Below are 26025 nucleotides of genomic sequence, written 5' to 3'. Positions count from 1 at the left end.
GGGTCACTTCCTTTTCTGATCGGTGTACAGGACGGGCAGCGCCGTCAGTCGGCGTTGCAGCGGGTTGGGCCGCCACTGGAGTTCCGCGGCGGGCACGGCCAGGCGCAGGGAGGGCAGTCGGCGCACGAGCGTGCCGATGGCCAGCTCGGCCTCCAGTCGGGCCAGGGGCGCGCCGAGACAGAAGTGCGGCCCGTGACCGAAGCCGAGGTGACGGTGGGCGGGGCGGGTCAGGTCGAGCCGGTCCGGCTCCTGGTGCCGGTCGGGGTCACGGCCCGCCGAGGCCAGCAGGAGATAGACGAGGTCGCCGGCGGGCACGGTGCGCCCGCCCAGGGGCACGTCCTCGGCGGCCACCCGGACGATGGCCTGGCTGGGGCTGTCGTAGCGGACGATCTCGTCGACGGCCGTCCGGATCAGGGTCGGTTCGGCGCGCAGCCGGGCCAGTTGGTCCGGGTGGCGCAGCAGCGCGAGGACACCGTTTCCGATGAGGTTCGTCGTGGTCTCGTCGCCGGCGGTGATGAGCATGAAACAGGTCGAGAGCAGCTCGTGGTCGGTGAGCCGGTCGCCGCGCGCCTGTGCGGTGACGAGGGCGCTGATCAGGTCGTCGCCGGGGGCGGCGCGCCGCTGCCGGGCGAGTCCGGTCAGGTACGCCTCGAACTCGTCGACGACCCGCTCGGCGCGTTCGATGTCCTCGTGGATGCGGCCGAGCCCGCGGAACCACTCCTTCACCCGTTCCCGGTCGGCTTCGGGGATCCCGAACAGTTCGCAGACCACTGTGTGCGGGAGCGGCGACGCGACGGCGCTCAGCAGGTCGACGGGCTCAGCACCCTTGCCCTTGCCCTCGCCGTTGCCGTTGCCCTCGCCGGCGACGGCGTCGTCGACGAGCCGGTCGACCACCGTCTGGATCCGACCGCGCAGCTCCTCGACACGACGGGCCGTGAACGCCTTGTTGACCAGGCCCCGCAGCCGCGCGTGGTCCGGCGGGTCGGTGTTGCTCATGACCCGTCCGAGCCGCGCGGTCAGCCGGCTGAGGTCGCGCATCCGGCCGTCGCGGGCGACGAGCGCCCCGGTCATCCGCTCACGGTCGTTGGACAACCGCAGGTCGCCCAGGGCCTGTTCGACGTCCGCGTGCCGGGTGACGTACCAGACGCCCTGCGGTGCCCGGTACATCGGGCACTCGGCGCGCATCCGGGCGTAGGTCGGGTAGGGGTCGCGGCGGAACGCGTCGGACTGCATGACCGCCGCGAAGTCCACCGCCTCGCTGATCCCGGCCTCGCCGTCCCCCGCCTCGGTCTCCGCCACCCCGCCGATGACGGTGCTCACGAGGTGGCGTCCATCGCCTCGACGAGGCTCTTGGGGCGCATGTCGGTCCAGGTGCGTTCGACGTACGCCAGGCAGGCCTCGCGGGTGTCCTCGGGGTGGGCGACGGTCCAGCCGGCGGGGACGTCGGCGAAGGCGGGCCACAGCGAGTACTGGGCCTCGTCGTTGACGAGCACGAGGTAGGGGGCGTCCTGGTCCTCGAAGGGGTTGTTCACGACGGGTTCTCCTCAGTCGGGTGAGTCGGGTGAGTGGGGTGGGGACGGGCGGACAGTCGCCGCTGGATCTCGGTGATCCGGGCGGCGAGGACCGGGCCGATCTGGGCGAGCGAGCCCGGTCGGGTCATGCGGTCGTGGCGGGCGGTGATGTCGTGGGAGTCGATGCGACCGGCTACGTAAGGGCGCCAGACGTCCGCGCCCGGGGAGTCCTGTTCGCGGTCGATGGTGGAGTTGAACAGGAGCATGTCGCCGTGGAACACGTCGGGCCGGAAGACGAGGGCCAGGCTCGCGTTGTTGATCATGATGGCGACGACGGCCTCGATGTGCCGTTCCGTCAGTCCGGCCAGGGCGCTGCCCCGGCGGCGCAGGACCTCGACGACCTCCTGGTGGGTCAGCGGGTCCTCGCCCACCTCGTCCGGGTCGCAGTCCAACATGCCGACCAGGACGTCCCGTTCGCTGGGCACGGGCGGTTCGTCGAAGGCGAGGTCGGCGACCGGGTAGGCGTCGAGGATCGCGAGCAGGGCGGTGCGCTGCCGCTGGCGCTGGAGTTCCGTGGCGACGGCGTGCGCGATGAGCCCGCCGGCCGACCAGCCGAGGAGGAGGTAGGGGCCCTCCGGCTGGACCTTGCGGATCTGTTCGGCGTAGTCGGCGGCCATCTCCTCGTAGGAGGCGGGGCGTGGTTCGTCGCGGCCGAGGCTGCGGGCCTGGATCGCGTACACGGGGTGGTCGGGGGCCAGGTGGTTGAGCAGTCCGCTGTAGCACCAGCTGACGCCGCCGCCGGGGTGGATGCAGAAGAGGGGGGTCGCCGAGCCCTCCGGCCGGAGCGGCAGCAGGACGTCCAGGGAGTCGTCGGTGTCGCGCAGGGCGAGGCGCTCGGCGAGACCGGCGACCGTCGGGGTCTGGAAGAGGGTGCGCAGTCCGAGGTCGGCGCCGAGCGTGTCGCGGACGCGGGCGACCAGGCGGGCGGCGAGCAGCGAGTGGCCGCCGAGGTCGAAGAACCCGTCGTCGATGCCGACCCGGTCCCGGCCGAGCACCTCGGCGAACAGGTCGCACAGCACCTGCTCGTGCGGGGTGCGCGGACCGCGTCCGACGCCGTCCTCGCCGAGGCCGTACTCGGGTGCGGGCAGCGCGGCCCGGTCGAGCTTGCCGTTGGCGGTCAGGGGGAGGGCGTCCAGGGTGACGAAGGCGGCGGGGACGAGGTAGGCGGGCAGCTCACGGCGCAGCCGGTCGGCGACGGCGTGCGGGTCGAACTCCGGGTCGGAGGCGGCACCGGAAACGGAGGTGACTGTGTCTTCCCTCCGCTTCGCCCTCCCCTTCGCCGTCCCCATTTCCGTGCCCTTGTCCGTACCGCTTTCGGTGCCGCTTTCCGTCCCGTTGCCTACCGGCACCAGGTACGCGACCAGCCGTCGGTCACCGGCCCGGTCCTCGCGGGCGAGCACCGCGGCCTGGGCGACCCCGGGGCAGCGGGTGAGGGCGGCCTCGATCTCGGCGGGCTCGACGCGGAAGCCCCTCAGCTTGATCTGGTCGTCGGCGCGCCCGGCGAACTCCAGGGCGCCGTCGTCGAGCCAGCGGGCCAGGTCGCCGCTGCGGTACATACGCGCGCCGGGCGGGCCGTACGGGTCGGCGGCGAAGCGTTCGGCGGTGGCGGCGGGGCGGCCGGTGTAGCCGCGGGCCACGCCGGCGCCCGCGATGTACAGCTCGCCCACCGTTCCGGTCGGGGCGGGCCGCAGCCGGTCGTCGAGGACGTACAGCCGCATGCCGGGCATGGGCCGGCCGAGGGGCACGGAGCGGGCGGGGTCGGGCGGGGTGTCCATCCGGTGGAAGGCGGCGAAGGTGGTGGTCTCGGTCGGCCCGTAGCCGTTGACGACCCGCAGGCCCGGGCAGGCGTCCATCACCCGGGCGACCGCGGCCGCGGAGACCACGTCGCCGCCGGTCCACACCTCGCGCGCCCCGGCGAGCCCGGCGGGCTCCTCCTCGGCCACGAGCCGGAACAGCCCGGCCGTCAGCCACAGCCCGGTCACCCCGTGCGCGACGACGGTCGCACACAGTTCCCGTACGTCGAGACGGCCCGGCGGGGCGACGACGACCTGTCCGCCGCCCAGCAGCGGCGCCCACAACTCGTAGGTGGACGCGTCGAAAGCGACCGGCGCGTGCAGCAGCACCCGCTCATGCGCGCCGCCCGCCCAGCAGGACGCCAGAGCCAGCCCGGCCACGTCCGCATGGGTGACGGCGATGCCCTTGGGCCGGCCGGTCGAGCCGGACGTGTACATCACGTAGGCCAACTGCGAGGGCAGGCAGTCGACTTCGGGCGCGGTGGTACGGGACTCGGCCGCCAGGAGGGCGGTGAGCACGTCCTCGGTGAGGACGAGGGCGGCGCCGGTCTCGCGGACGACGAGGTCGATACGGGCGGGCGGAAAGCCGGGGTCCAGCGGAACGTACCCGCCGCCTGCCTTGACGACGCCCAGGATCGCCACGACCAGGTCGGTCGAGCGTTCCATGAGCACGGCCACCGGGGTCTCCGCGCCGACGCCCTGCCCGGCGAGGGCGTGGGCCAGGCGGTTGGCGCGGGCGTCGAGTTCGGCGTACGTGAGGGTGGTCCCGTCGGACGCCACGGCCACCGCGTCGGGGGTGGCCCGCACCCGCTCGGCGAACAGGCCGGGCAGGGAGCGGGCGGGCGAGCGGCCGGGCGAGCCGTCGGTCGAGCGGCCGGCCAAGACGCCGCTTCCCGTGTCGTTGTTGCGCACCAGCAGGCGGTGCCGTTCCTCGTCGGGGACGAGGTCGATCCCGACGACGGGGTCTGAGGGCCGGGCGGAGACCGCTTCCAGCAACCGGATCCAGCGGGCGAGAAGGGTGGCTACCGTGGGGGCGTCGAACAGGTCGGTGGCGTACTCGACCGCGCCGGTGATCCCCTCGGGCGCGCCGTCGTCGGCGTACCGCTCGGCGAGGCTGAAGGTGAGGTCGCAGCGCGCGGTGTCGGTCGGCACGCCCACGGGTTCGACGGTCAGGCCGGGCAGGGCGAAGGTCCCGCCGGGGGCGTTCTGCAACGCCAGCATCACCTGGAAGAGCGGGTGGTGGGCGAGGGAGCGGGCCGGGTTGAGGACTTCGACGAGGTGTTCGAAGGGCACGTCCTGGTGGGCGTAGGCCGCGAGTGCGGATTCCCTTACACGGCCGAGGAGTTCGGTGAAGCTCGGGTCGCCCGAGGTGTCCGTGCGCAGCACGAGCGTGTTGACGAAGAACCCGACGAGGTCGTCCAGCGCCTGGTCGGTGCGGCCCGCGACGGGACTGCCGACCGCGATGTCCGAGCCCGCGCCCAGACGGCTCAACAGGGCGGCGAGACCGGCCTGGAGGGCCATGAACATGCTGGCGCCGTGCTCGGCGGCGAGGTCGCGCAGCGCGCGGTGGAGCCGGGCGTCGATGTGCAGCGGCAGTCGCCCGCCCCGCTGCGAGGCGACAGCCGGCCGCGGCCGGTCGGCGGGTAGCGGGATCTGGTCCGGCAGACCGGCCAACGCCTGTGTCCAGTAGGCGAGTTGTGCGGCCAGCCGACTGTCCGCGTCGGACGCCTCGCCGAGCAGCTGCCGCTGCCAGAGGGCGTAGTCGGCGTACTGCACGGGCAGCGGCGCCCAGTGGGGCTCCTCGCCCGCGCTCCGGGCCGCGTAGGCGGCCGCCAGGTCCCGGGACAGCGGTCCCATGGACCAGCCGTCCCCGGCGATGTGGTGGACCGCGACCAGCAGGACGTGGTCGTCGGGAGCGAGCGCGAACAGCTCGGCGCGCAGGGGCGGTTCGACGGCGAGGTCGAAGCCACGACGCGCCGCGCCGGCGAGCAGCTCCGCCAGCCGCACCTCGTCCGCCGCGGTCACCGGCAGCTCCGGCCGGACCTCCAGCACCTGCTGGTACGGCACGCCGTCGGCCTCGGGGAACACGGTCCGCAAGCTCTCGTGCCGGGCGACCACGTCCCCGAGGGCCGTCCCGAGCGCCGCCCGGTCCAGTGGCCCGGTCAGCCGCAGCGCCAGCGGCATGACGTATGTGGCGGCGCTCGGCCCCTCCATCCGGTGCAGGAACCACAGCCGCTGCTGAGCGTACGACAGCGGCACGCGCTCCGGACGCTCCGCGTGGGCCGTCAGCGGGGGCCGGGCCTCCCCGGCCTCGTCGAGCCGTGCGGCGAGCAGGGCCGCCGTGGGGGCCTCGAAGAGGGCGCGGACGTCGAGTTCGGCGCCGAGGGCGGCGCGGACGCGGGAGACCAGCCGGGTGGCGAGCAGCGAGTGGCCGCCCAGGTCGAAGAAGCTGTCGTCGACGCCGACCCGGCCCACGCCGAGGACCTCGGCGAACAACTGGGTCAGCAGCTCCTCCTGCGGGGTGCGCGGCGCCCGCCCGCCGCCGACCGGAAGGTGTCCCTCGCCCGGTGCGGGCAGGGCGGCCCGGTCGAGCTTTCCGCTGCCGGTGAGCGGCAGCGCGTCCAGGACGACGAAGACGGACGGGACGAGATGGTCGGGGAGCCGTGTCCGCACGAAGTCCCGCAGGTCACGGGCGAGGGCAGCGGAGGTGCGGCCCCCGGCCTGCGTGTGGGCGGGCGTGTTGGCGAGCACGTCGGCGCGCCCGGTCCGGTAGGCCACGACGGGGGCGTCCGGGTCGTCCGGGGCGTGCGTCCGGGCGGGGTCGACGAGGACGACGTCGAGCGTGTCGGCGGCGTCGGACGACCAGGTGACGTGCACCCGCCGCCCCAGCGAGACGCCGAGCGCGTGCCAGACCTCGGGGTCGACTCCGGGAGCCGTGCCGACCCGGTCCCCGTGCGGCGCCGGATCCCTGTGCGGCGCCCGGTCTCCGTACCGCGCCTGGTCCGCGTGCAGCGCCCGGTCGGCCTCCGCTTCCCCCGTCAGCCGGGCGTTGGGCACGCCCGTGATGCGCAGGGCCGCCGGGTCGGTCGCCGTCACGAGGTCGCGTACGGCGTCGGGGGTGGACACGGCATGTCCCCATGCGACCTCCGCGACGGTGCCGTACTGCCGGGCGGGCCGGGTGTGCAGGGTGACGTCGTAGCGGTGGCGGGTGAGTTCGTTGTGGCTGCGGCCGCGTTTGATCTCCACGGCGACCGCGCCCACCGCGTCCACCCGGTCCGGCAGTCCGGCGAAGAAGTCGGGGTCGACGAGGAGTTCTTCCTCGCCGCGCACCGCCCGCTCGACGGCCCGGCGCAGCTCGGCGGGATCGGCGACGCCCCTGCGCTGCGACTGGACGGCCGTGGCCAGCGTCCGCAGCAGCCGCAGATTGCGCACGTCGCCGATGAACAGCGCGCCGCCGGGCGCGAGCAGCGAGGTCAACTTCCGTACCACGTCGAGCAGATAGTCGGCGCTCGGGAAGTACTGGACGACCGAGTTGAGCACGATGGTGTCGAAGCCGCCCGGCAGTCCGGCGACGTCGTGCGCGGGCCGGGTGTGCAGGACGACCCGCTCCGCGAGCGCCGGATCCTGTCGTACGTGCTCGGCGAGCGCGTCGACGGCCGTGGCGGAGAAGTCGGTGGCCCAGTACGCCTCGCAGTCCGGGGCGATGCGGGCCAGCAGCAGCCCGGTGCCGACGCCGACCTCAAGGACGCGCCGGGGCCTCAGCGCCCGGATCCGGTCCACGGTGGCGTCCCGCCACTCCCGCATCTCCGCCTCGGGAAGCGGACGGCCGTCGTAACTGCTGTTCCAGCCGGTGAAGTTCTCCCCGAGAGCGGTGTGCGCGGCCGCGACCGGCAGCGCGTCGTAGATCTCCCGCCAGCCGGCGATGTGGTCCTGCTCGCGACGGTGGTCACGCTCGAAGCGGGACGCGGTCGCGTCGGCATCGGCGGCGGCGGTGACAGGGGCGGTGGCGGTGGCGGTGGCGGTGGCGGTGGCAGGGACGACATACCCGACCAGCCGCTCCTCGCGTACGGCGACCACGGCCCTCCCGACGCCCGGGTGCTCGGCGAGCACGGTCTCGATCTCGCGGGGTTCGATGCGGAACCCGCGCACCTTGACCTGCTCGTCCGCCCGACCGACGAACTCCAACTCCCCGTCGGCACGCCACCGCACCACATCTCCGGTCCGGTACATACGAGCGCCCGGTCCGCCGAAGGGATCGGCGACGAAACGGCAAGCCGTCAGCCCCGGTTGGCGCAGATACCCACGGGCCAGACCCGCACCGGCGACATACAACTCACCCGGCACACCCGGCGGAACGGGTTGCAGCGCCGAATCCAGCACGTACACCCGCGCGTTGGCGATCGGCCGCCCGATCGAAGGCACCCCGCCCGACCCCGGCAGGGACGCGGTCAACGGCGCGCTCATCGTCGCGCACACCGTCGTCTCCGTCGGACCGTACGCATTGACCATCCGCCGCCCGGGCGCCCACCGCTCCACCAGCTCGGGCGCACACGCCTCACCCGCGACGACCAACGTCGACACCGAAGCCGACAGCGACTCCACCGCCGCCAACACCGAAGGCGGCAACGTCACATGCGTGATCCCCGAAGTCAGGCCCGCCATAGGGTCGTTCGCCGGGGGCAGCACAAGGGTCGCACCGGTGAGCAGGGCCGTGTACAGCTCGGAGACGGACGCGTCGAAGCTGGGCGAGGCGAACTGAAGCACCCGGCTGCTCGCGTCGATCGCGAACCGCTCGACCTGCGCGGCCACCAGGTGCGCGATGCCGGCGTGGCTGACGACGACGCCCTTGGGGCGACCGGTCGAACCCGAGGTGTAGATGACGTAGGCGGGATGCCGTACATCCACCGCCACCTCGGGATCGGTCGCCGGATGACCGTCGGCGAAGCCCACGTCGTCCACCACCAGCGCAGGTTGGGCGTCCACCAGCATGTGCGCGATGCGCGCCTCGGGATACTCAGGGTCTACGGGCAGATAAGCCGCACCCGCCTTCATCGTCCCCAGAATCCCGACCACCAGGTCGACGGAACGCGGCAGGACGAGCGCCACGACGTCCTCGACCCCGACGCCCCGCGCGAGAAGCGCGTGCGCGAACTGGTCGGCGCGGGCGTCTAGTTCGGCGTACGTCACCTCGGTCCCGCCCGACTCGACGGCGACCGCGTCCGGGGTGACTCGCGCCTGGCGGGCGAATGCGGTGGGCAGCGGGATCGGGGCGACGGGGACGGCGGTGTCGTTGGCGTCGTGCAGGAGGCGGCGGCGTTCGTCGGCGGAGAGGAGGTCGATGCCCCCGACGGGGCGGGCGGGGTCGGCGACGACGGCGTGCAGCAGTCGTGTCCAGCGGTCGACGAGGGCGGCGACGGTGGCGTGGTCGTAGAGGTCGGTGGCGTACTCGACCGCTCCGGCGATGCCCGCGGGGACGCCGTGGCCGTCGTACCGCTCGTACAGGTTGAAGCCCAGGTCGAACTTGGCGGTGCCGGTCGGCACGGCCATCGGCGCGACCCGCAGGCCGGGCAGGCCGAACTCGCCCATCGGCGCGTTCTGGAGGGCGAACATCACCTGGAACAGGGGGTGATGGGAGAGGGAGCGGGCCGGGTTGAGCTCCTCGACGAGGTTCTCGAACGGCAGGTCCTGGTGGGCGTAGGCGCCCAGGGCGTTCTCCCGGACCCGCTGGACCAGCTCCTCGAACGTCGGGTTCCCGGAGGTGTCGGTGCGCAGCACGAGCGTGTTGACGAAGAACCCGACGAGGTCGTCCAGCGCCTGGTCGGTGCGGCCCGCGATCGGGCTGCCGACGGGGATGTCCGAGCCTGCGCCGAGGCGGCTGAACAGCGCGGCGAGCGCGGCCCGCAGCACCATGAACAGACTCGCTCCCGAGCGGCGCGCGAGCCGGGCGAGTCCGGCGTGCAGCTCGGCGTCCAGCTCGAGAAGCAGGTGTGCGCCCCGGTAGGAGGCGACGGCGGGGTGCGGCCGGTCGGCGGGGAGTCGGAGCTGCTCGGGCAGCTCGGCCAACCTCTCTTTCCAGTAGCCGAGTTGGGCAGCGAAGACGCTGCCGGGGTCGCCCGGCTCGCCGAGCAGCGCGCGCTGCCAGAGGGTGTAGTCGGCGTACTGCGCGGGCAACGGCGTCCACTCGGGCTTGCGTCCGGCGCTGCGGGCCGCGTACGCCTCGGCGAGGTCGCGGGCGAGCGGTCCGGTGGACCATCCGTCGCCGGCGATGTGGTGCACGACGAGCAGCAGCACGTGCTCCTCGGCGTCCAGGGTGAACAGGTGTCCGCGCAAAGGGACTTCGGCGGCCAGGTCGAAGGGCCGGCGGGCCGCCTCGGCCAGCTCCCGCACCAGCCGGGACTCGTCGGTGCGCAGGGCACGCAGCCTCGGGCGCGCGGCGTCGGGGTCGAGCACCTTCTGGTACGGGGTTCCGTGCGCCTCGGGGAACACCGTGCGCAGCGTCTCGTGCCGGGCCACGACGTCCGCGAGCGCCTCGGTCAGCGCCCCTTCGTCGAGCCTGCCGGACAGCCGCAGGGCGAGCGGGATGTGGTAGCCGGCGCCGGAGCCCTCCATCTGCTGGAGGAACCACAGCCGGCGCTGGGCGAACGACAGCGGCGTCCGCTCGGGCCGGTCGACGGACGTCAGCGCGGGCCGGGCGCGACCGGCGCGGTCGAGGGCCGCGGCGAGTGCGGCCACGGTCGGCGTCTCGAACAGGGTGCGCAGGGCGATCTCCGCGCCGAGCACCGCCCGTACGCGCGAGACGAGCCGGGTGGCGAGCAGCGAGTGGCCGCCCAGGTCGAAGAAGCTGTCGTCGAGGCCGACCTGCGCGACGCCCAGCACTTCGGCGAACAGCTCGGCCAGCAGGTGCTCGCGCGGGCTGCGCGGCGGCCGCCCGGCGGATTCGGAGGCGAACTCCGGGGTGGGCAGGGCCGCCTTGTCCAGCTTGCCGTTGGGGGTCAGCGGCAGCGTGCCCAGGACGACGAACGCGCTCGGCACGAGGTGGTCCGGCAGCCGCTCCCGCAGAAACGTCTGGAGTGCGGCCGGCTGCGGGTCGGCGGCGGCGTCCCGTTCCGCGACGACGTACCCGACCAGCCGTCCCTCGCGCACGGCCGCCACGGCGTGCGCAACGGCGGGGTGCTCGGCGAGTGCGGTCTCGATCTCGCCGGGCTCGATGCGGAACCCGCGCACCTTGACCTGCTCGTCCGCCCGACCGACGAACTCCAACTCCCCGTCGGCACGCCACCGCACCACATCTCCGGTCCGGTACATACGAGCGCCCGGTCCGCCGAAGGGATCGGCGACGAAACGGCAAGCCGTCAGCCCCGGTTGGCGCAGATACCCCCGGGCCAGACCCGCACCGGCGACATACAACTCACCCGGCACACACGGCGGAACGGGTTGCAGCGCCGAATCCAGCACGTACACCCGCGCGTTGGCGATCGGCCGCCCGATCGAAGGCACCCCGCCCGACCCCGGCAGGGACGCGGTCAACGGCGCGCTCATCGTCGCGCACACCGTCGTCTCCGTCGGACCGTACGCATTGACCATCCGCCGCCCGGGCGCCCACCGCTCCACCAGCTCGGGCGCACACGCCTCACCCGCGACGACCAACGTCGACACCGAAGCCGACAGCGACTCCACCGCCGCCAACACCGAAGGCGGCAACGTCACATGCGTGACTCCGTTCGCGTGCGTGAGGCCCTCCAGCGGGGCCTCGGTCGGTGCGAGGACCAGGCGGGCTCCGGTGAGGAGGGCGCTGCACAGGTCCCAGAAGGAGGCGTCGAAGCTGGGCGAGCTGAGCTGGAGCACGCGGCTGGCGTCGTCGACGCCGAGCCGTTCGGTCTGGGCCGCGACCAGGCTGGGCACTCCGCCGTGGGTGACGACGACGCCCTTGGGGCGACCGGTCGAACCCGAGGTGTAGATGACGTAGGCGGGATGCCGTACATCCACCGCCACCTCGGGATCGGTGGCCGGATGACCGTGGGCGAAGCCCAAGTCGTCCACCACCAGCGCAGGTTGGGCGTCCACCAGCATGTGCGCGATGCGCGCCTCGGGATACTCAGGGTCTACGGGCAGATAAGCCGCACCCGCCTTCATCGTCCCCAGAATCCCGACCACCAGGTCGACGGAACGCGGCAGGACGAGCGCCACGACGTCCTCGGCCCCGATGCCCCGCGCGAGAAGCGCGTGCGCGAACTGGTTGGCGCGGGCGTCTAGTTCGGCGTACGTCACCTCGGTCCCGCCCGACTCGACGGCGACCGCGTCGGGTCGCCGGGTCGCCTGTCGGCGGAAGAGTGCGGGGAGCGCGGCTTGCTCGACGTCGGTGGGGCGGTGGGTGTGCAGCAGGGTGTGGCGCTCGTCGGGGTGGAGTACGTCGAGGGCGCCGATCGGGCGGTCGGGGGCGGCGACGGCGGCGGTGAGCAGGCGTACCCAGCGGGCGAAGAGGGTGCGGACGGTGTCCTCGTCGAAGAGGTCGGCGCTGTACTCGACGATCGCGTCGAGGCCTTCGGGCGTGCCGTCCGGGCGGCGGCGTTCGGTGAGGGCGAAGGCCAGGTCGAGGCGGGCGGTGCCGGTGCGCACAGGCTCCGCGGAGGTCTCCAGACCGTCGAGGGCGAAGTCGCCGTCGGGGACGTTCTGGACCGCGAGCAGGGTCTGGAAGAGGGGGTGGTGGGAGAGGGAGCGGGGCGGGTTCAGGGCCTCGACGAGGTGCTCGAAGGGCACGTCCTGGTGAGCGTAGGCGGCGAGGGCGGATTCCCTTACCCGGCCGAGGAGTTCGGTGAAGGTCGGGTCGCCCGAGGTGTCCGTGCGCAGCACGAGGGTGTTGACGAAGAACCCGACGAGGTCGTCCAGCGCCTGGTCGGTGCGGCCCGCGAAGGGGCTGCCGACGGGAATGTCGGCGCCCGCGCCGAGGCGGGTGTAGAGCGCGGCGAGGCCGGCCTGGAGAACCATGTAGAGGCTGGCGCCGTTTCGGCGGGCCAGGGCGGCGAGCGCGCCGTGCAGGTCGGCGTCCACACGGGTCGTGAGCAGACCGCCGCGGTGCGAGGCGCCGACGGGGCGGGGCCGGTCGACGGGCAGCTGGATGCGCTCGGGGAGTCCGGTGAGGGTGTCGGTCCAGTAGGCGAGTTGGCGGGCGTAGGTGCCGGCGGTGTCGGACTCGTCGCCGAGCAGGTCGCGCTGCCAGCGGGTGTAGTCGGCGTACTGCACCGGCAGCGGAGCCCACTTGGGCTCCTCCCCCGCACGCCGGGCCGCGTACGCGCTCGCCAGATCCCTCGACAGGGGGCGCAAGGACCAGCCGTCGGCGGCGATGTGGTGCAGGGCGAGGAGGAGGACGTGTTCGCCGGATCCCTCGCCCTCTCCTTCGCCGTCGCGGGATCCGTCGCCCTCGCCTGCGCCTTCGGCGGATTGCTGGCCGAGCGCGAACAGGTGGGCGCGCAAAGGAGGTTCGGTGGCGAGGTCGAAGTCGTGGCGGGCGGCCGCGGTGAGCAGCGCGGGCAGGTCGGTCTCGTTCGTGTCGGCGACCGTCAGGGGGATCCGGGCCTCGGCGGCGGACAGGATCCGCTGGCTCGGTACGCCGTCGGCGTGCGGGAAGACCGTGCGCAGGGTCTCGTGCCGGGCCACGACGTCCCCGAGGGCGGCGGTCAGCGCGGCCCGGTCCAGGGGGCCGCGCAGTCGCAGCGCGAGTGGCATGTGGTAGCCGGCGTCCGCGCCGTCCAGCCGGTGCAGGAACCACAGGCGGCGCTGGGCGAACGACAGCGGCAGCGGCTCGGTCCGCGCGCCCGGGGTCAGGGCCGGGCGGGCCGCGTCGGCGTCGGTCAGCCGGTCGGCGAGTCCGGCCGGGGTCGGGGCCTCGAAGAGGTGCCGCAGGGGCAGTTCGACGCCGAGGGCGGCCCGGACGCGGGACGCCAGCCGGGTGGCGAGGAGGGAGTGCCCGCCCAGGTCGAAGAAGTCGCCGTCGGCGTCGGCGTGGGGCAGGCCCAGCACCTCGGCGAACAGGTCGCACAGGATCTGCTCGCGCGGGCTGCCCGGGGCTCGTCCCGCCCGGGCGTCCGGAGGGGGCGCGGGCAGGGCGGCACGGTCCAGTTTGCCGTTGGGCGTGAGCGGGAGGGCGTCCAGGGCGACGATCGCGCTCGGCACCATGTAGTCGGGGAGGCGCTCGCGCAGGCCGTCCACAAGGGCGGCGGGCACGACGCTCGCCCCGGCGGCCGGGACGACGTAGGCGACGAGCCGGTCCTCGCGGAGCACCACGGCGGCCCGGGCGACCGTCGGCCGGCCGGTGAGGGCCGCCTCGACCTCGCCGGGTTCGATACGGAAACCGCGTACCTTCACCTGCTGGTCGGCGCGGCCGAGGAACTCCAGCTCGCCGTCCGCGCGCCGGCGGGCGAGGTCTCCGGTGCGGTACATACGGGTTCCGGGCGGCCCGTAGGGGTCGGCGACGAAGCGCTCGGCGGTCAGGGCGGGCCGGCCGAGGTAGCCGCGCGCCAGACAGGCCCCGGCCAGGTACAGCTCGCCGGGCGCCCCGGGCGGTACGGCGTTCAGCGCGGCGTCGAGGACGTAGGCGCGGGTGTGGTCGACCGGTCGGCCGACGGGCACCGGCAGCGGGCAGTCGTCGAGGTCGGCGGGCAGCGCGTACGCCGTGACGACATGGGTCTCGGCGGGCCCGTAGTGGTTGTGCAGCCGTCGGTCCGGGCGGCGGGCCTGGAAGCGACGCAAGGCGTCGCCCAGCCGCATCGCCTCGCCGGCCTGGGCGATCGTGCGCAGGTGGGGCAGGTCGCGGCCGTGCTCCTCGGCGGCCTCCGCCACGGCCTCCAGGACCAGCGTCGGCGCGTACAGCTCCTCGACGCGGTGCTTCTCCAGCCAGGCGGTGAGGAGTTCGGCGCTGCGCCGCTGCTCGTCGGTGGGGACCACCAGGGTCTTGCCGAACAGCAGCGCGGACAGCGTCTCCTGCACGGACACGTCGAAACCGGTCGCGGTGAACTGGGCGACGCGGGTGCCGGGGCCGCCGCCGATGCTGCGGTGGTGCCAGTGCAGCAGGTTGGCGAGCGCGGCCGACGGCATGACGATCGCCTTGGGGCGGCCGGTCGAGCCCGAGGTGTAGACGACGTACGCGGGATGGCGGCCGTCGAGCACGGTTTCCGGGTCGGTTGCAGAGTCCGTGTCGGGGTGCCCGGGGCCCGGGTCCACGGCCGCCGGGTCGTCCAGGACGAGGGCCGGGCGGGCATCGGCCAGCATGAACGCGCGACGTGCTGCCGGGTAGTCGGGGTCCACCGGCAGATAGGCGGCCCCGGCCTTGAGGACGGCCAGGATCGCGACGACGAGTTCGGGCGACCGGGGCAGCGTGAGCGCGACGACGTCCTCGGGGCCGATGCCCCGGCCGATCAGCGCGTGCGCGAGCCGGTTGGCGCGGGCGTCGAGCTCGGCGTACGTCAGGACGGCGTCCTCGAAGGCAGTGCCCTCGAAGACGGTGTTCTCGAAGACGAGGGCGGGGGCGTCCGGGGCGGCGCGCACCTGACGCCGGAACAGCTCGGGGAGGCTTGCGGTGACCGCCGTCGGGTGGTCCGCCGTCGGATCGCCCGCCGTCGGGGCGTCCGCCATGGCCGTCCCGAGGAGCTGGTCGCGTTCGTCGTCGAGGAGGACGTCGAGGCGGCTCAGCGGCCGGGCGGGGTCGGCGGCCGCCTGGCGCAGCAGCCGTGTCCAGCGGGCGAGGAGGCGTTCGACGGTGGTGTCGTCGAACAGGTCGGTGGCGTACTCGACGTAGCCGTGGACGCCCGCCGCCTCCCCCGCGCCGCGCTCCAGGAGGTGGAAGGACAGGTCGAACATGGCGGTGGCGGGCTGGACCGGCAGGATCTCGGTGTGCAGGCCCGGGAGTTGGAAGTCGCCGCGCGGCACGTTCTGCAGGGCGAGCAGCACCTGGAACAGCGGCTGGCGGGACAGCGACCGGGCGGGGTTCAGCGCCTCCACCAGATGGTCGAAGGGCAGCTCCTGGTGTGCGTACGCGCCGAGCGCCGACTCCCTTGTCCGGCCCAGGAGTTCGGTGAAGTCGGGGTCGCCGGAGGCGTCGGTGCGCAGGACGAGGGTGTTGACGAAGAACCCGACGAGGTCGTCAAGGGCCTGGTCGGTCCGGCCTGCGATGAGGCTGCCGACGGGGATGTCGTCCCCTGCGCCCAGTTTCTTCAGCAGGGCGGCGAGACCGGCCTGGAGCACCATGTAGAGGCTGGCGCCGTGCCGGCGGGCCAGGCCGAGGAGGTCGGCGTGCAGGTCGGCGTCGAGGGCGACGGGCAGCCGACGGCCGTGGAAGGACGGCGTCGCCGTGCGGGACCGGTCGGCAGGCAGCCGGATCTGCTCGGGCAGGCCGTCCAGCGCGGCCGTCCAGTGGGCCGCCTGCCGCGCGAACAGGCTGTCGGCGTCGCCGGGTTCGCCGAGCAGCTCGCGCTGCCACAGGGTGTAGTCGGCGTACTGCACCGGCAGCGGCGCCCACTGGGGCTCCTCCCCCGCACGCCGGGCCGCGTACGCGGCCGCGAGATCCCTCGACAGCGGACCCAGCGACCAGCCGTCGCCGGCGATGTGGTGCACGACGACGAGCAGCACATGCCGGTCGTCGGCGGTGTCGAACAGATGGGCCCTGACCGGCAGTTCGCTCGCCAGGTCGAAGGTCTGCCGGACGGCGCGGTCGAGCAGCGCGGGCAGCTCCGTCTCGTCGGTCCCGGTCGGAGGCAGGCTCAGGACCGGGTCGGTACGGGCCCGCTCGGCGCCGAGCACGAGCTGGTACGGCACTCCGTCGGCGAGCGGAAACAGGGTGCGCAGGCTCTCGTGACGGGCCACGACGTCGCCCAGGGCCCGGCCGAGAGCGGCGCGGTCGAGCGGGCCGGTCAGCCGCCAGGCGAGCGGGATGTGATAGGCGGCGCCGGTCCCGTCCAACTGGTGCAGGAACCACAGTCGGCGCTGCGCGGACGACAGCGGCATCCGCTCGGGCCGTACGGCAGGAACCAGCGCGGGCCGCGCTTCCCCCGCCGCGGTCAGTCCCGCGGCCAGCCCGGCCACGGTCGGCGTCTCGAACAGGGCGCGCAGTTCGAGCTCGGCGCCGAGGGACGCGCGGACCCGGGCGACGAGCCGCGTGGCGAGCAGGGAGTGACCGCCCAGGCCGAAGAAGTCGTCGTCGACGCCGACCCGTTCGACGCCCAGCACCTCGGCGAACAACTCCGCGAGCACCCGCTCCTGCGCGGTGCGCGGCGGCCGCCCGGCCTCGGTCGGCGTGAACTCCGGCGCGGGCAGGGCCCGTCGGTCCAGCTTGCCGTTGACGGTGAGCGGCAGCGCGTCCACCTCCACGAAGGCGGCCGGGACCATGTACTCCGGAAGGCGCGCCCGCAGGTGCTCCCCGAGGCGCTCCCGGAGGGCAGCGGCTGCGCTGCCCGGTGCGGGGACGACGTACGCGACCAGCCTGGTGTCGTCCGCACGATCCTGCCGCGCCACGACCGCGACATCGCGGACCTCGGGGCGGGCGGCCAACGCAGCCTCGATCTCGCCCAGTTCGATGCGGAAGCCACGCACCTTGACCTGGTCGTCGGCGCGTCCGGAGTACTCCAGGTCGCCGTCGGCGCGCATCCGGACCACGTCGCCCGTGCGGTACATGCGGCTGCCGGCCGGTCCATGGGGGTCGGCGACGAAACGGGCGGCGGTCAGGCCGGGGCGGCCCAGATAGCCGCGGGCCAGTCCGGGTCCGCCGACGTACAGTTCGCCCGCCACGCCCGTCGGGACGGGCCGCAGCCACCCGTCGAGCACATAGGTGCGCAGGTCCGGGATCGCCGTGCCGATCACGCTGGCGGGGTCGTCGACGGATCGTGCGTCGAGGGGGGTGTGGGTGACGTGGACGGTGGTCTCGGTGATGCCGTACATGTTCACGAGGACGGGAGCGTCGTCCGCGTGGCGGGCGTACCAGTCGGCGAGACGGGCGGGCTCCAGCGCCTCACCTCCGAACACCACCGTCCGCAGGGCGAGTTCAGTGCCCGGGTTCTCCCGGTCGGCCTGCATCAACTGATAGAACGCGGACGGCGTCTGGTTCAACACCGTCACCCGTTCCTCCGCCAGCAGCCGCAGGAACGCCTCCGGCGAACGCGACGTCTCGAACGGGACCACCACCAGCCGACCGCCGTGCAGCAGCGGACCCCACAGCTCCCACACCGAGAAGTCGAACGCGTAGGAGTGGAAGAGCGTCCACACGTCCTCCGGGCAGAACGCGAACCACTCCCGCGTCGCCGCGAACAACCGCACCACGTTCCCGTGCGGAACGACCACACCCTTCGGACGACCCGTCGACCCCGACGTGTAGATGACGTAGGCCGGGTGCTGCGCGGACAAGCGCACTCCGGGGTCGTGGTCCGCGAGGCCGTCCGCCTCCAGCGCCGCCAGGTCGTCGACGACCAGCACAGGGCGGGCGTCCTCGACCATGGACTCCCGTCGCGCCGCCGGATAGTCCGGGTCGAGCGGCAGATAGGCGGCCCCCGCCTTCAGGACGCCGACGACCGCGACCACGAGGTCGGCCGAGCGGGGCAGGGCCAGGGCGACGAGGCCCTCGGGGCCGACGCCCCGGCCGATCAACGCATGGGCGACACGGTTGGCGCGGCGGTTCAACTCGCCGTAGGTGAGTGACACCTGACCGGATGTCACGGCCACCGCATCGGGCGTCTGGCGCACCCGTGCCTCGAACAACCCCACAAGGCTGTCCTCGACGACGGACTCCACGGCTGCGGGCAGCGCCAACCGCCGCTCCGCCTCCGTCAGGACGTCGAAGCGGCTCAACGGCGTCCCCGGCTCGTCGACCGCCGCCCTCAGCAGCCGCACCCACCGCTCGCACATGATCCGGACCGTCTCCGGGTCGTACAGGTCGCCGGCGTACTCGACGAAGCCGTCCACGCCCTGCGGGGAGCCGTCGTCGCCGTGCCGCTCCGACATGGAGAAGATCAGGTCGAGCTTGGCCGTGGTGGTGGTGAGCTGGACGGTCTCGGTGCGCAGGCCGGGCGGGGCGAACTCGGCGCGGGGGGCGTTCTGCAGGACGAGCATGACCTGGAACAGCGGGTGGTGGGCGAGGGAGCGCACCGGGTTGAGGGCCTCGACGAGGTACTCGAAGGGCAGGTCCTGATGGGCGTAGGCGGCGAGGGCCACGTCCCGGACGCGGTCGAGGAGTTCGGTGAAGGTCGGGTCGCCGCCGGTGTCGGTGCGGAAGACGAGGGTGTTGACGAAGTAGCCGATCAGGTCGTCGAGGGCCTGGTCGGTGCGGCCGGCGATGAGGCTTCCGACGGGGATGTCGTCGCCGGCGCCGAGCTTGTTCAGCAGGGCGGCGAGACCGGCCTGGAGCACCATGAAGAGGCTGGTCCCCTGGGTGCGCGACAAGTCCTTCAGTTCCCGGTGCAGTTCGGCGTCCAGCCGCACGCGGACGAAGCCGCCCTGGTGGGAGGCGACGGCGGGGCGGGGCCGGTCGGTGGGCAGCTGGATCTGCTCGGGCAGGCCGTCCAGCGCGGCCGTCCAGTGGGCGGCCTGCCGGGCGAACAGACTGTCGGGATCGGCGGCGTCGCCCAGCAGCCGGTGCTGCCAGAGGGTGTAGTCGGCGTAACTCACGGGCAGGTCCGCCCACACCGGCTCCTCGCCCCGGCTGCGGGCCGCGTAGGCGTCGGCGAGGTTCTGCGCCAGCGGGCCGAGGGACCAGCCGTCGCCGGCGATGTGGTGGATGACCAGGAGGAGGACGTGGCTCTCGGGGGCGAGTGTGAACAGCTCGGCGTACAGGGGCAGATCGACGGCGAGGTCGAAGGGGCAGCGCAGCGCCTGCGCGAGGACGGCGTCCAGTTCGGCCTCGGTCGTGTGGTGCACGCGCAGCGGCAGCCGGGCCTCGTCGAGGGTGAGGATCCGCTGGTAGGGGGTGCCGTCGACCTGGGGGTAGAGGGTGCGCAGGCTCTCGTGGCGGGCCAGGACGTCGGCGAGGGCCCGGTCGAGGGCGGGGCGGTCGAGCGGGCCGGTCAGCCGCCAGGCGAGCGGGATGTTGTAGTTGGCGCTCGCGCCCTCCAGCTGGTGCAGGAACCACAGGCGGCGCTGGGCGAACGACAGCGGGACCAGTTCGGGCCGGTCGTCGTACGGGGTGAGGGCGAGGCGGGCCTGTCCGGCGCCCGCCAGACTCGCGGCCAGTCCGGCCGGCGTCGGGACCTCGAAGAGGGTGCGCAGCTCCAACTCCACGCCCAGGGTGGCCCGGACACGGGCGACCAGACGGGTCGCGAGCAGGGAGTGGCCGCCCAGGTCGAAGAAGCCGTCGTCCACGCCGGCCTCGGCGACCCCGAGGATCTCCGCGAACAGCTCGCACAGGATCTGCTCCTGCGGGGTGCGCGGTGCGCGTCCGGCGCCCAGCATGCCGGCCTGCGGCTCGGGCAGCGCCCGTCGGTCCAGCTTGCCGTTGACGGTCAGCGGCAGCGCGTCCAGCGCGACGAACGCGGCCGGGACCATGTACTCCGGGAGCTGGGCGCGCAGATGCTCGCGGAGAGTGGCGGAGTGCGCGATGCGGCCGGGTGCGGGGACGACGTACGCGACGAGCCGGGTGTCGTCGGCACGGTCCTGACGGGCCACGACCGCGACGTCGCCGACCTCGCCGTGGGCCGCCAACGCGGCCTCGATCTCGCCGAGTTCGATGCGGAACCCGCGCACCTTGACCTGGTCGTCGGCGCGCCCGACGAACTCCAGCGTGCCGCGCGCGGTGCGTCGTACGACGTCTCCGGAACGGTACATCCGGGTGCCGGGCATGCCGTAGGGGTCGGCGACGAAGCGTGCGGCGGACAGGTCGGGGCGGTTGAGATAGCCCCGGGCGAGACCGGCCCCGGCGATGTACAGCTCCCCGGCGACGCCCGGCGGCAGGGGGTTCAGGTGGTCGTCGAGGACGTAGAGCCGCAGATCGGGGATCGCGGCGCCGATCACGCTGGCGGCGCCCGTGACGGCGCTGTCGCGGGTGAGGGGGGTGTGGGTGACGTGGACGGTGGTCTCGGTGATGCCGTACATGTTCACGAGGACGGGAGCGTCGTCCGCGTGGCGGGCGTACCAGTCGGCGAGACGGGCGGGCTCCAGCGCCTCACCTCCGAACACCACCGTCCGCAGGGCGAGTTCAGCGCCCGGATGCTCCCGGTCGGCCTGCATCAACTGGTAGAAGGCCGACGGCGTCTGGCTCAACACCGTCACCCGCTCCTCCGCCAGCAGCCGCAGGAACGCCTCCGGCGAACGCGACGTCTCGAACGGGACCACCACCAGCCGACCGCCGTGCAGCAGCGGACCCCACAACTCCCACACCGAGAAGTCGAACGCGTAGGAGTGGAAGAGCGTCCACACGTCCTCCGGGCCGAACGCGAACCACTCCCGCGTCGCCGCGAACAACCGCACCACGTTCCCGTGCGGAACGACCACACCCTTCGGACGACCCGTCGACCCCGACGTGTAGATGACGTACGCCGGATGACGGGACGTCAGTGAGGTGACGACCGGGTCCGTCTCCGGGCAGCCCTCCGCCGCCACCGTCGCCAGGTCGTCGACGACCAGCACCGGACGGGCGTCGCCCAGCATGAACTCCCGTCGGGCCGCGGGGTAGTCGGGGTCCAACGGCAGATACGCGGCCCCCGCCTTCAACACGGCCAGCACCGCCACCACCAGCTCCGCCGAGCGGCGCAGGGCCAGGGCGACGAGGTCCTCGGGGCCGACGCCCCGGCCGATCAACGCATGGGCGAGGCGGTTGGCGCGGGCGTTCAACTCGCCGTACGACAGGGTCGTGTCCGCCGACACCACCGCCACCGCGTCCGGCGACTCGCGCACCCGTGCCTCGAACAGGTCCGCCAGAGTGGCCTCGGGCAGGGGCGTGGCGTCGGGTGCGGGCAGCAGGGTCTCGCGTTCGGCGTCGGTCAGGACGTCGAACCGGCTGAGGGGACGGTCCGGTTCGGCGACGGCCGCGTCGAGGAGTCGCAGCCAGCGTTCGGCCATCGCCTCGACCGTGTCCGCGTCGAAGAGGTCGGTGCTGTACTCCACTGCCCCGACCAGGCCGGCGGGTGCGCCGGTGGGGTCGGTGCGTTCGGCGAGGTTGAAGGTGAGGTCGCACTTGGCGGTGCCGGTGGGGACCAGGCTCGTCGCCACCTGCAGACCGGGCAGGTCGAACGCGCCCAGGGGGGCGTTCTGGAGGGCCAGCATCGTCTGGAAGAGGGGGTGGTGGGCGAGGGAGCGGGTCGGGTTCAGCTCCTCCACCAGATGCTCGAAGGGCAGGTCCTGGTGGGCGTAGGCGGCCAGCGCGTTGCGGCGGACCCGGTCGAGGAGTTCGCCGAAGGTGGGATCGCCGGAGAGGTCGGCGCGCAGGACGAGGGTGTTGACGAAGAAGCCGACCAGGCCGTCGGCGGCCTCGTCGGTACGGCCGGCGACGGGAGCGCCGAGCGGGATGTCGGTACCGGCGCCGAGCTTGTTCAGGAGGGCGGCGAGGCCCGCCTGGAGGACCATGAACAGGGTCGCTCCGTGGGCCTGGGCGAGGTCGCGCAGGCGCCGGTGCAGGTCGGCGTCGAGGTGCAGCTTCAGCTGGTCGCCGCGGTAGGTCGTGGCCGGCGGACGGGGCCGGTCGAAGGGGAGCTCGAGGCTCTCGGTCAGGTCGGCCAAATTCGTGGCCCAGAAGGCCAGTTGGCGGGCCGACAGGCTGTCGGGGTCGGTGGCGTCGCCCAGCAACTCGCGTTGCCAGAGCGTGTAGTCGGCGTACTGCACGGGCAGCGGCGCCCAGTCGGGCCGCTCGCCGCGGCACCGGAAGGCGTAGGCGCGGGTGACGTCGTCGGCCAGGGCGCCCAGGGACCAGCCGTCGCCGACGATGTGGTGGACGACCAGCAGGAGGACGTGGCTCTCGGGGGCGAGCGCGAACAGCTCGGTGTGGACGGGCGGCTGGGCGGCGAGGTCGAAGGGGCGGCGGGCCGCGGCGGTGAGCCGGTCCGGGAGGTCGGCCTCCGTGGTGTCGGTGACGGACAGTCGGGGCACGGCAGCGTCGGCGTCGGCGCCCAGGATGCGCTGGGAGGGCACCCCGCGTTCGTCGGGGAACACGGTGCGCAGGCTCTCGTGCCGGGCGACGACGTCCCGCAGGGCCGCTTCCAGGGCCGTACGGTCGAGCGTGCCGGACAGCCGCAGGGCCAGGGGGATGTGATAGGTCGCGCCGGTTCCCTCGATGCGCTGCAGGAACCACAGCCGGCGTTGCGCGGAGGACATCGGCACCGCGTCTGGACGTGCACGGCGGCGCAGCGCGGGGCGGGCGGGGCCGGTGTCCGTGGCGTCCAGGGCGGCGGCGACGCCAGCGGGGGTGGGCGCGTCGAAGAGGGCGCCGAGGCGCAGGTCGGCGTCGAGTGCCGTACGGATGCGGGCCAGCAGGCGCAGGGCGAGCAGCGAGTGGCCGCCGAGCGCGAAGAAGTCGTCGTCGACGCCGACCTGCGGCACGCCGAGCACGGCGGCGAACAGACCGCACAGCAGTTCCTCGCGGCCGGTGCGCGGGGCACGGCCCGGACCCTGGGAGCCCTGGAAGCCGGCCTGCGGCTCGGGCAGGGCCTTGCGGTCCAGTTTCCCGGTGGGGGTCAGGGGCAGCGCGGCGAGCCGGACGAAGGCGGACGGAACCATGTGGTCGGGCAGGCGGTCGCGCAGGTGGGCGCGCAGGCGGTCCGGGTGCGGTGCCGTGTCGGGCGCCTGTCGAGAACCCTTTCCGGACGCGGGGACGACGTAGGCGACCAGGCGCGGGCCGTCGGCGGCCCCGTCGGCGTCGCCGCGGGCCACGACGGCGACCTCGCCGACCTCGGGGTGGGCTGCCAACTGCGCCTCGATCTCGGCGGGTTCGATGCGGAACCCGCGGATCTTGACCTGGTCGTCGGCGCGGCCGACGTACTCCAGGACGCCCTGGGAGGTGCGCCGGACCACGTCTCCGGTGCGGTACATGCGGGTGCCGGGCGGCCCGTAGGGGTCGGCGACGAAACGGGCGGCGGTGAGGCCGGGGCGGTTCAGGTAACCCCGGGCCAGGCCCGCGCCGGAGAGGTACAGCTCGCCGGGCGCTCCGTCGGGCACCGGTTGCAGGGCGTTGTCGAGGATCTGGGCGCGGGCGCCGGTGACGGGGTGGCCGATCACGGGGCGGGGAGCGGCGGCGAGGGAAGCGGTCACCGCGTCGACCGTGCACTCGGTGGGACCGTAGAAGTTGAGGACGCGAACCCCGTCGGCGGCGCGCAGCTCCTGCCACAGCCGCTCGGGCACGGCCTCGCCGCCGACCACGACGACGGACGGCCGCCATCGGCCGGTGAGGAGGCCGTGGTCGAGGAGGACGCGGAGGTACGACGGGGTGGCGTTGACGAAGTCGAGGCGGTGGCGGTCGAGATGGTCGAGGAAGGCGTCCGGGTCGGCCCAGGCGTCGCGGTCCAGGACGTGCAGCTCGTGCCCGGCGAACAGACAGGCGAGCTGGTCCCAGGAGGCGTCGAAGGACACCGAGGTGGTCAGCGCCACCCGCATCCGGTCGGCGGCGTACAGGTCGCCGAGCTGGTGCCGGACCAGGTTCGCCACGGCCGCGTGGACGGCGACGACGCCCTTGGGCCGGCCGGTCGAGCCCGAGGTGTGGATGACGTACGCCGGGTGGCGGGGGTCGCGTGTCGCCTGCGGGGCGGTCGGCGGGTATGCGGCGAGGCGGGCGGCGGTGTCGTCGGCGTCGAGGACGACCAGGTCGGGGCCGTCGGGGCCGTCGGCGCCCGTGTCGTGGGGCAGCCGAGGCCGGATGGCGTCGTCGGTCAGCAGGACGGCGGGGCGGGTGTCGTCGAGGAGGGCGGAGAGGCGGGCGGCGGGATGGTCCGGGTCTAGGGGGACGTAGGCCGCGCCCGTCTTCAGGACCGCGAGGATCGCCGCGACCAGGTCGGCGCAGCGGGGCAGCGCGAGGGCGACCAGGCGCTCGGGGGCGACGCCGTGGGCGGTGAGGAGGTGGGCTACGCGGTTGGCGCGGGCGTCGAGTTCGGCGTAGGTGAGGGTGACGTCCGGGGCGACGACGGCCACGGCGTCGGGCGTGCGCAGCGCCTGCTGCTCGAACAGGTCGGCCAGGTGGCCCGGGTGAGCCGGGTGAGCGTCGGACCTGGGCGGAACTGCCCTACGGGCAGGGGGCATCGGCAGTGCGATGCGGCCGACGGGACGGTGGTCGTCGTCGGCTCGGGCGAGGCCTTCCAGGAGGGTGGTCAGGCCCTGCTGGTGGGCCTGGCGTTCGTCGTCGTCCCAGGCGTCGGCCGCGGCCTGGAGCTGGAGGTGCGGGCCGGTGCCGTCATGGCGGTCCAGCGCCCAGACGGCGAGTTCGGTGGCGGGGCCCTCGGCGAGACTGTGCGCGGTGGCCCGCAGGCCGGCGAAGCTCAGGTCGCTGTCGAAGGACATGATGTTGACGACCGCGGAGTAGGCCGACCCGGGGGCGCCGGGCAGGCCCAGGTCGCGGTGCATGTCCTCGCCGCGGTAGCGCTGGTGCCGCAGAGCGGCCCGCACCTCGGCGTCGACCTGGCCGAGCAGCTCGGACCAGGGCATGGCAGGCCGTACGGTCAGCCGCAGGGGCACCATGTTGGACACCACGGCCGGGGTGGCCGCCAGGACCGGGTCGGCGGGGGCGCGGCCGGTGACGGGGAGGCCGAGGAGGAGGTCGTGGGCCCCGGTGCGGCGGTGCACATAGAGGGCGGTGGCCGCGATCAGCACCCGTGACCAGCGGGTTCCGGCACGCTCGGCCAGCGTCCGCAGGGCCCGGCGTACGGGCTCGGCGGGCAGCGGGGTGTGCCGCGGGCCCGCGGTGAGCTGGCCGGCGGAGCGGCCGATGCGGGCGGGCTCGGGGAGGTCGGCGAGGCGCTGCGTCCAGTACGCGCGGTCGACCGCGCAGTGCGCGGAGGAGCGGTAGGCGGCGTCGCTGTCGACGACGTCCCGCAGCGGCGGGAACGGCGGGGGCTCCGGGGTGCGCCCTTGCGCCAGCGCCGTGTGGACGGCGGCCACCCGGCGGGCGATGAGGGCGTAGCCGAGGCCGTCCGAGAGGAGGTGGTGGTAGCTGTGGTACCAGAGGTGGCGGTCGTCGGACAGCTTGATCAGCGCCTGGCTGAAGAGGCGGTCCCGGGCGAGGTCCAGGGGGCGGAGCCGGTCGGCGGCCATCCACTCCACGGCTTCGTCGTACGGGGTGTCGTGCTCGCTCAGGTCGAGGTACCGGGGACGCCACTCCCCTACGTCCCCCGCGTCCCGCATGATCTGCCGCGGTCCGTCGATGCCGTCGTCGCCGTCTGCGCCGTCGGTGAACCCGACGTGCAGGGCCTCGTTCTCGGCGACGACCCGGCGCAGCGCCGTGCGCAACAGGTCGGTGTCGAGGGGCCCGGCGATGTCCACGTACTCGCCGATGCGGTACGTCGGGATCACCCCGTCGGTCCGCTGTTCGGCGAGCCAGAGTTCGCGCTGAGCCGCCGTCAGGGGCAGGGCGACGTCATCGCGAGCAGACATGGGGGTACCTCCAGAGGTGCTGTGGGGAGCGGGGACCGCCGGGCGCGGGGGCGGAAGACGGGGCGGCGAGAAGGGGTGGCGTCCGTCTCGCTCGGTGGGGGACGTACGACGGAGGGCAGGGC

Annotated in this window: 3 protein-coding genes; all 3 read right to left on the bottom strand. The window is 73.9% G+C overall.

What is annotated here, in order from left to right; genetic code table 11:
- Nucleotides 1-3: 3 nt before the first annotated feature.
- The 3 genes from OG562_RS33580 to OG562_RS33570 are packed head-to-tail and all read right to left on the bottom strand — an operon-like array spanning nucleotide 4 to nucleotide 25903.
- Nucleotides 4-1320, bottom strand: a complete 1317-nt coding sequence (locus tag OG562_RS33580; RefSeq protein WP_266404701.1) for a cytochrome P450 — start codon at nucleotides 1318-1320, stop codon at nucleotides 4-6.
- Nucleotides 1317-1532 (bottom strand): MbtH family protein, encoded by a 216-nt coding sequence (locus OG562_RS33575; protein WP_266404698.1) that lies wholly within the window; start codon nucleotides 1530-1532, stop codon nucleotides 1317-1319. Before OG562_RS33575 ends, OG562_RS33580 begins: the two co-directional genes overlap by 4 nt.
- The gene (locus OG562_RS33570) at nucleotides 1529-25903 is read right to left on the bottom strand and encodes a non-ribosomal peptide synthetase (protein WP_266404695.1); all 24375 of its coding nucleotides are present in this window, start codon (nucleotides 25901-25903) and stop codon (nucleotides 1529-1531) included. The genes OG562_RS33575 and OG562_RS33570 overlap by 4 nt, the downstream gene beginning before the upstream one ends.
- Between the last annotated feature and the right edge of the window lie 122 nt (nucleotides 25904-26025).

The organism is Streptomyces sp. NBC_01275 (assembly GCF_026340655.1).
Taxonomy (GTDB): domain Bacteria; phylum Actinomycetota; class Actinomycetes; order Streptomycetales; family Streptomycetaceae; genus Streptomyces.
The sequence above is the reverse complement of the archived record's forward strand: the minus strand, read 5'-3'. Positions and strand labels throughout refer to the sequence as shown.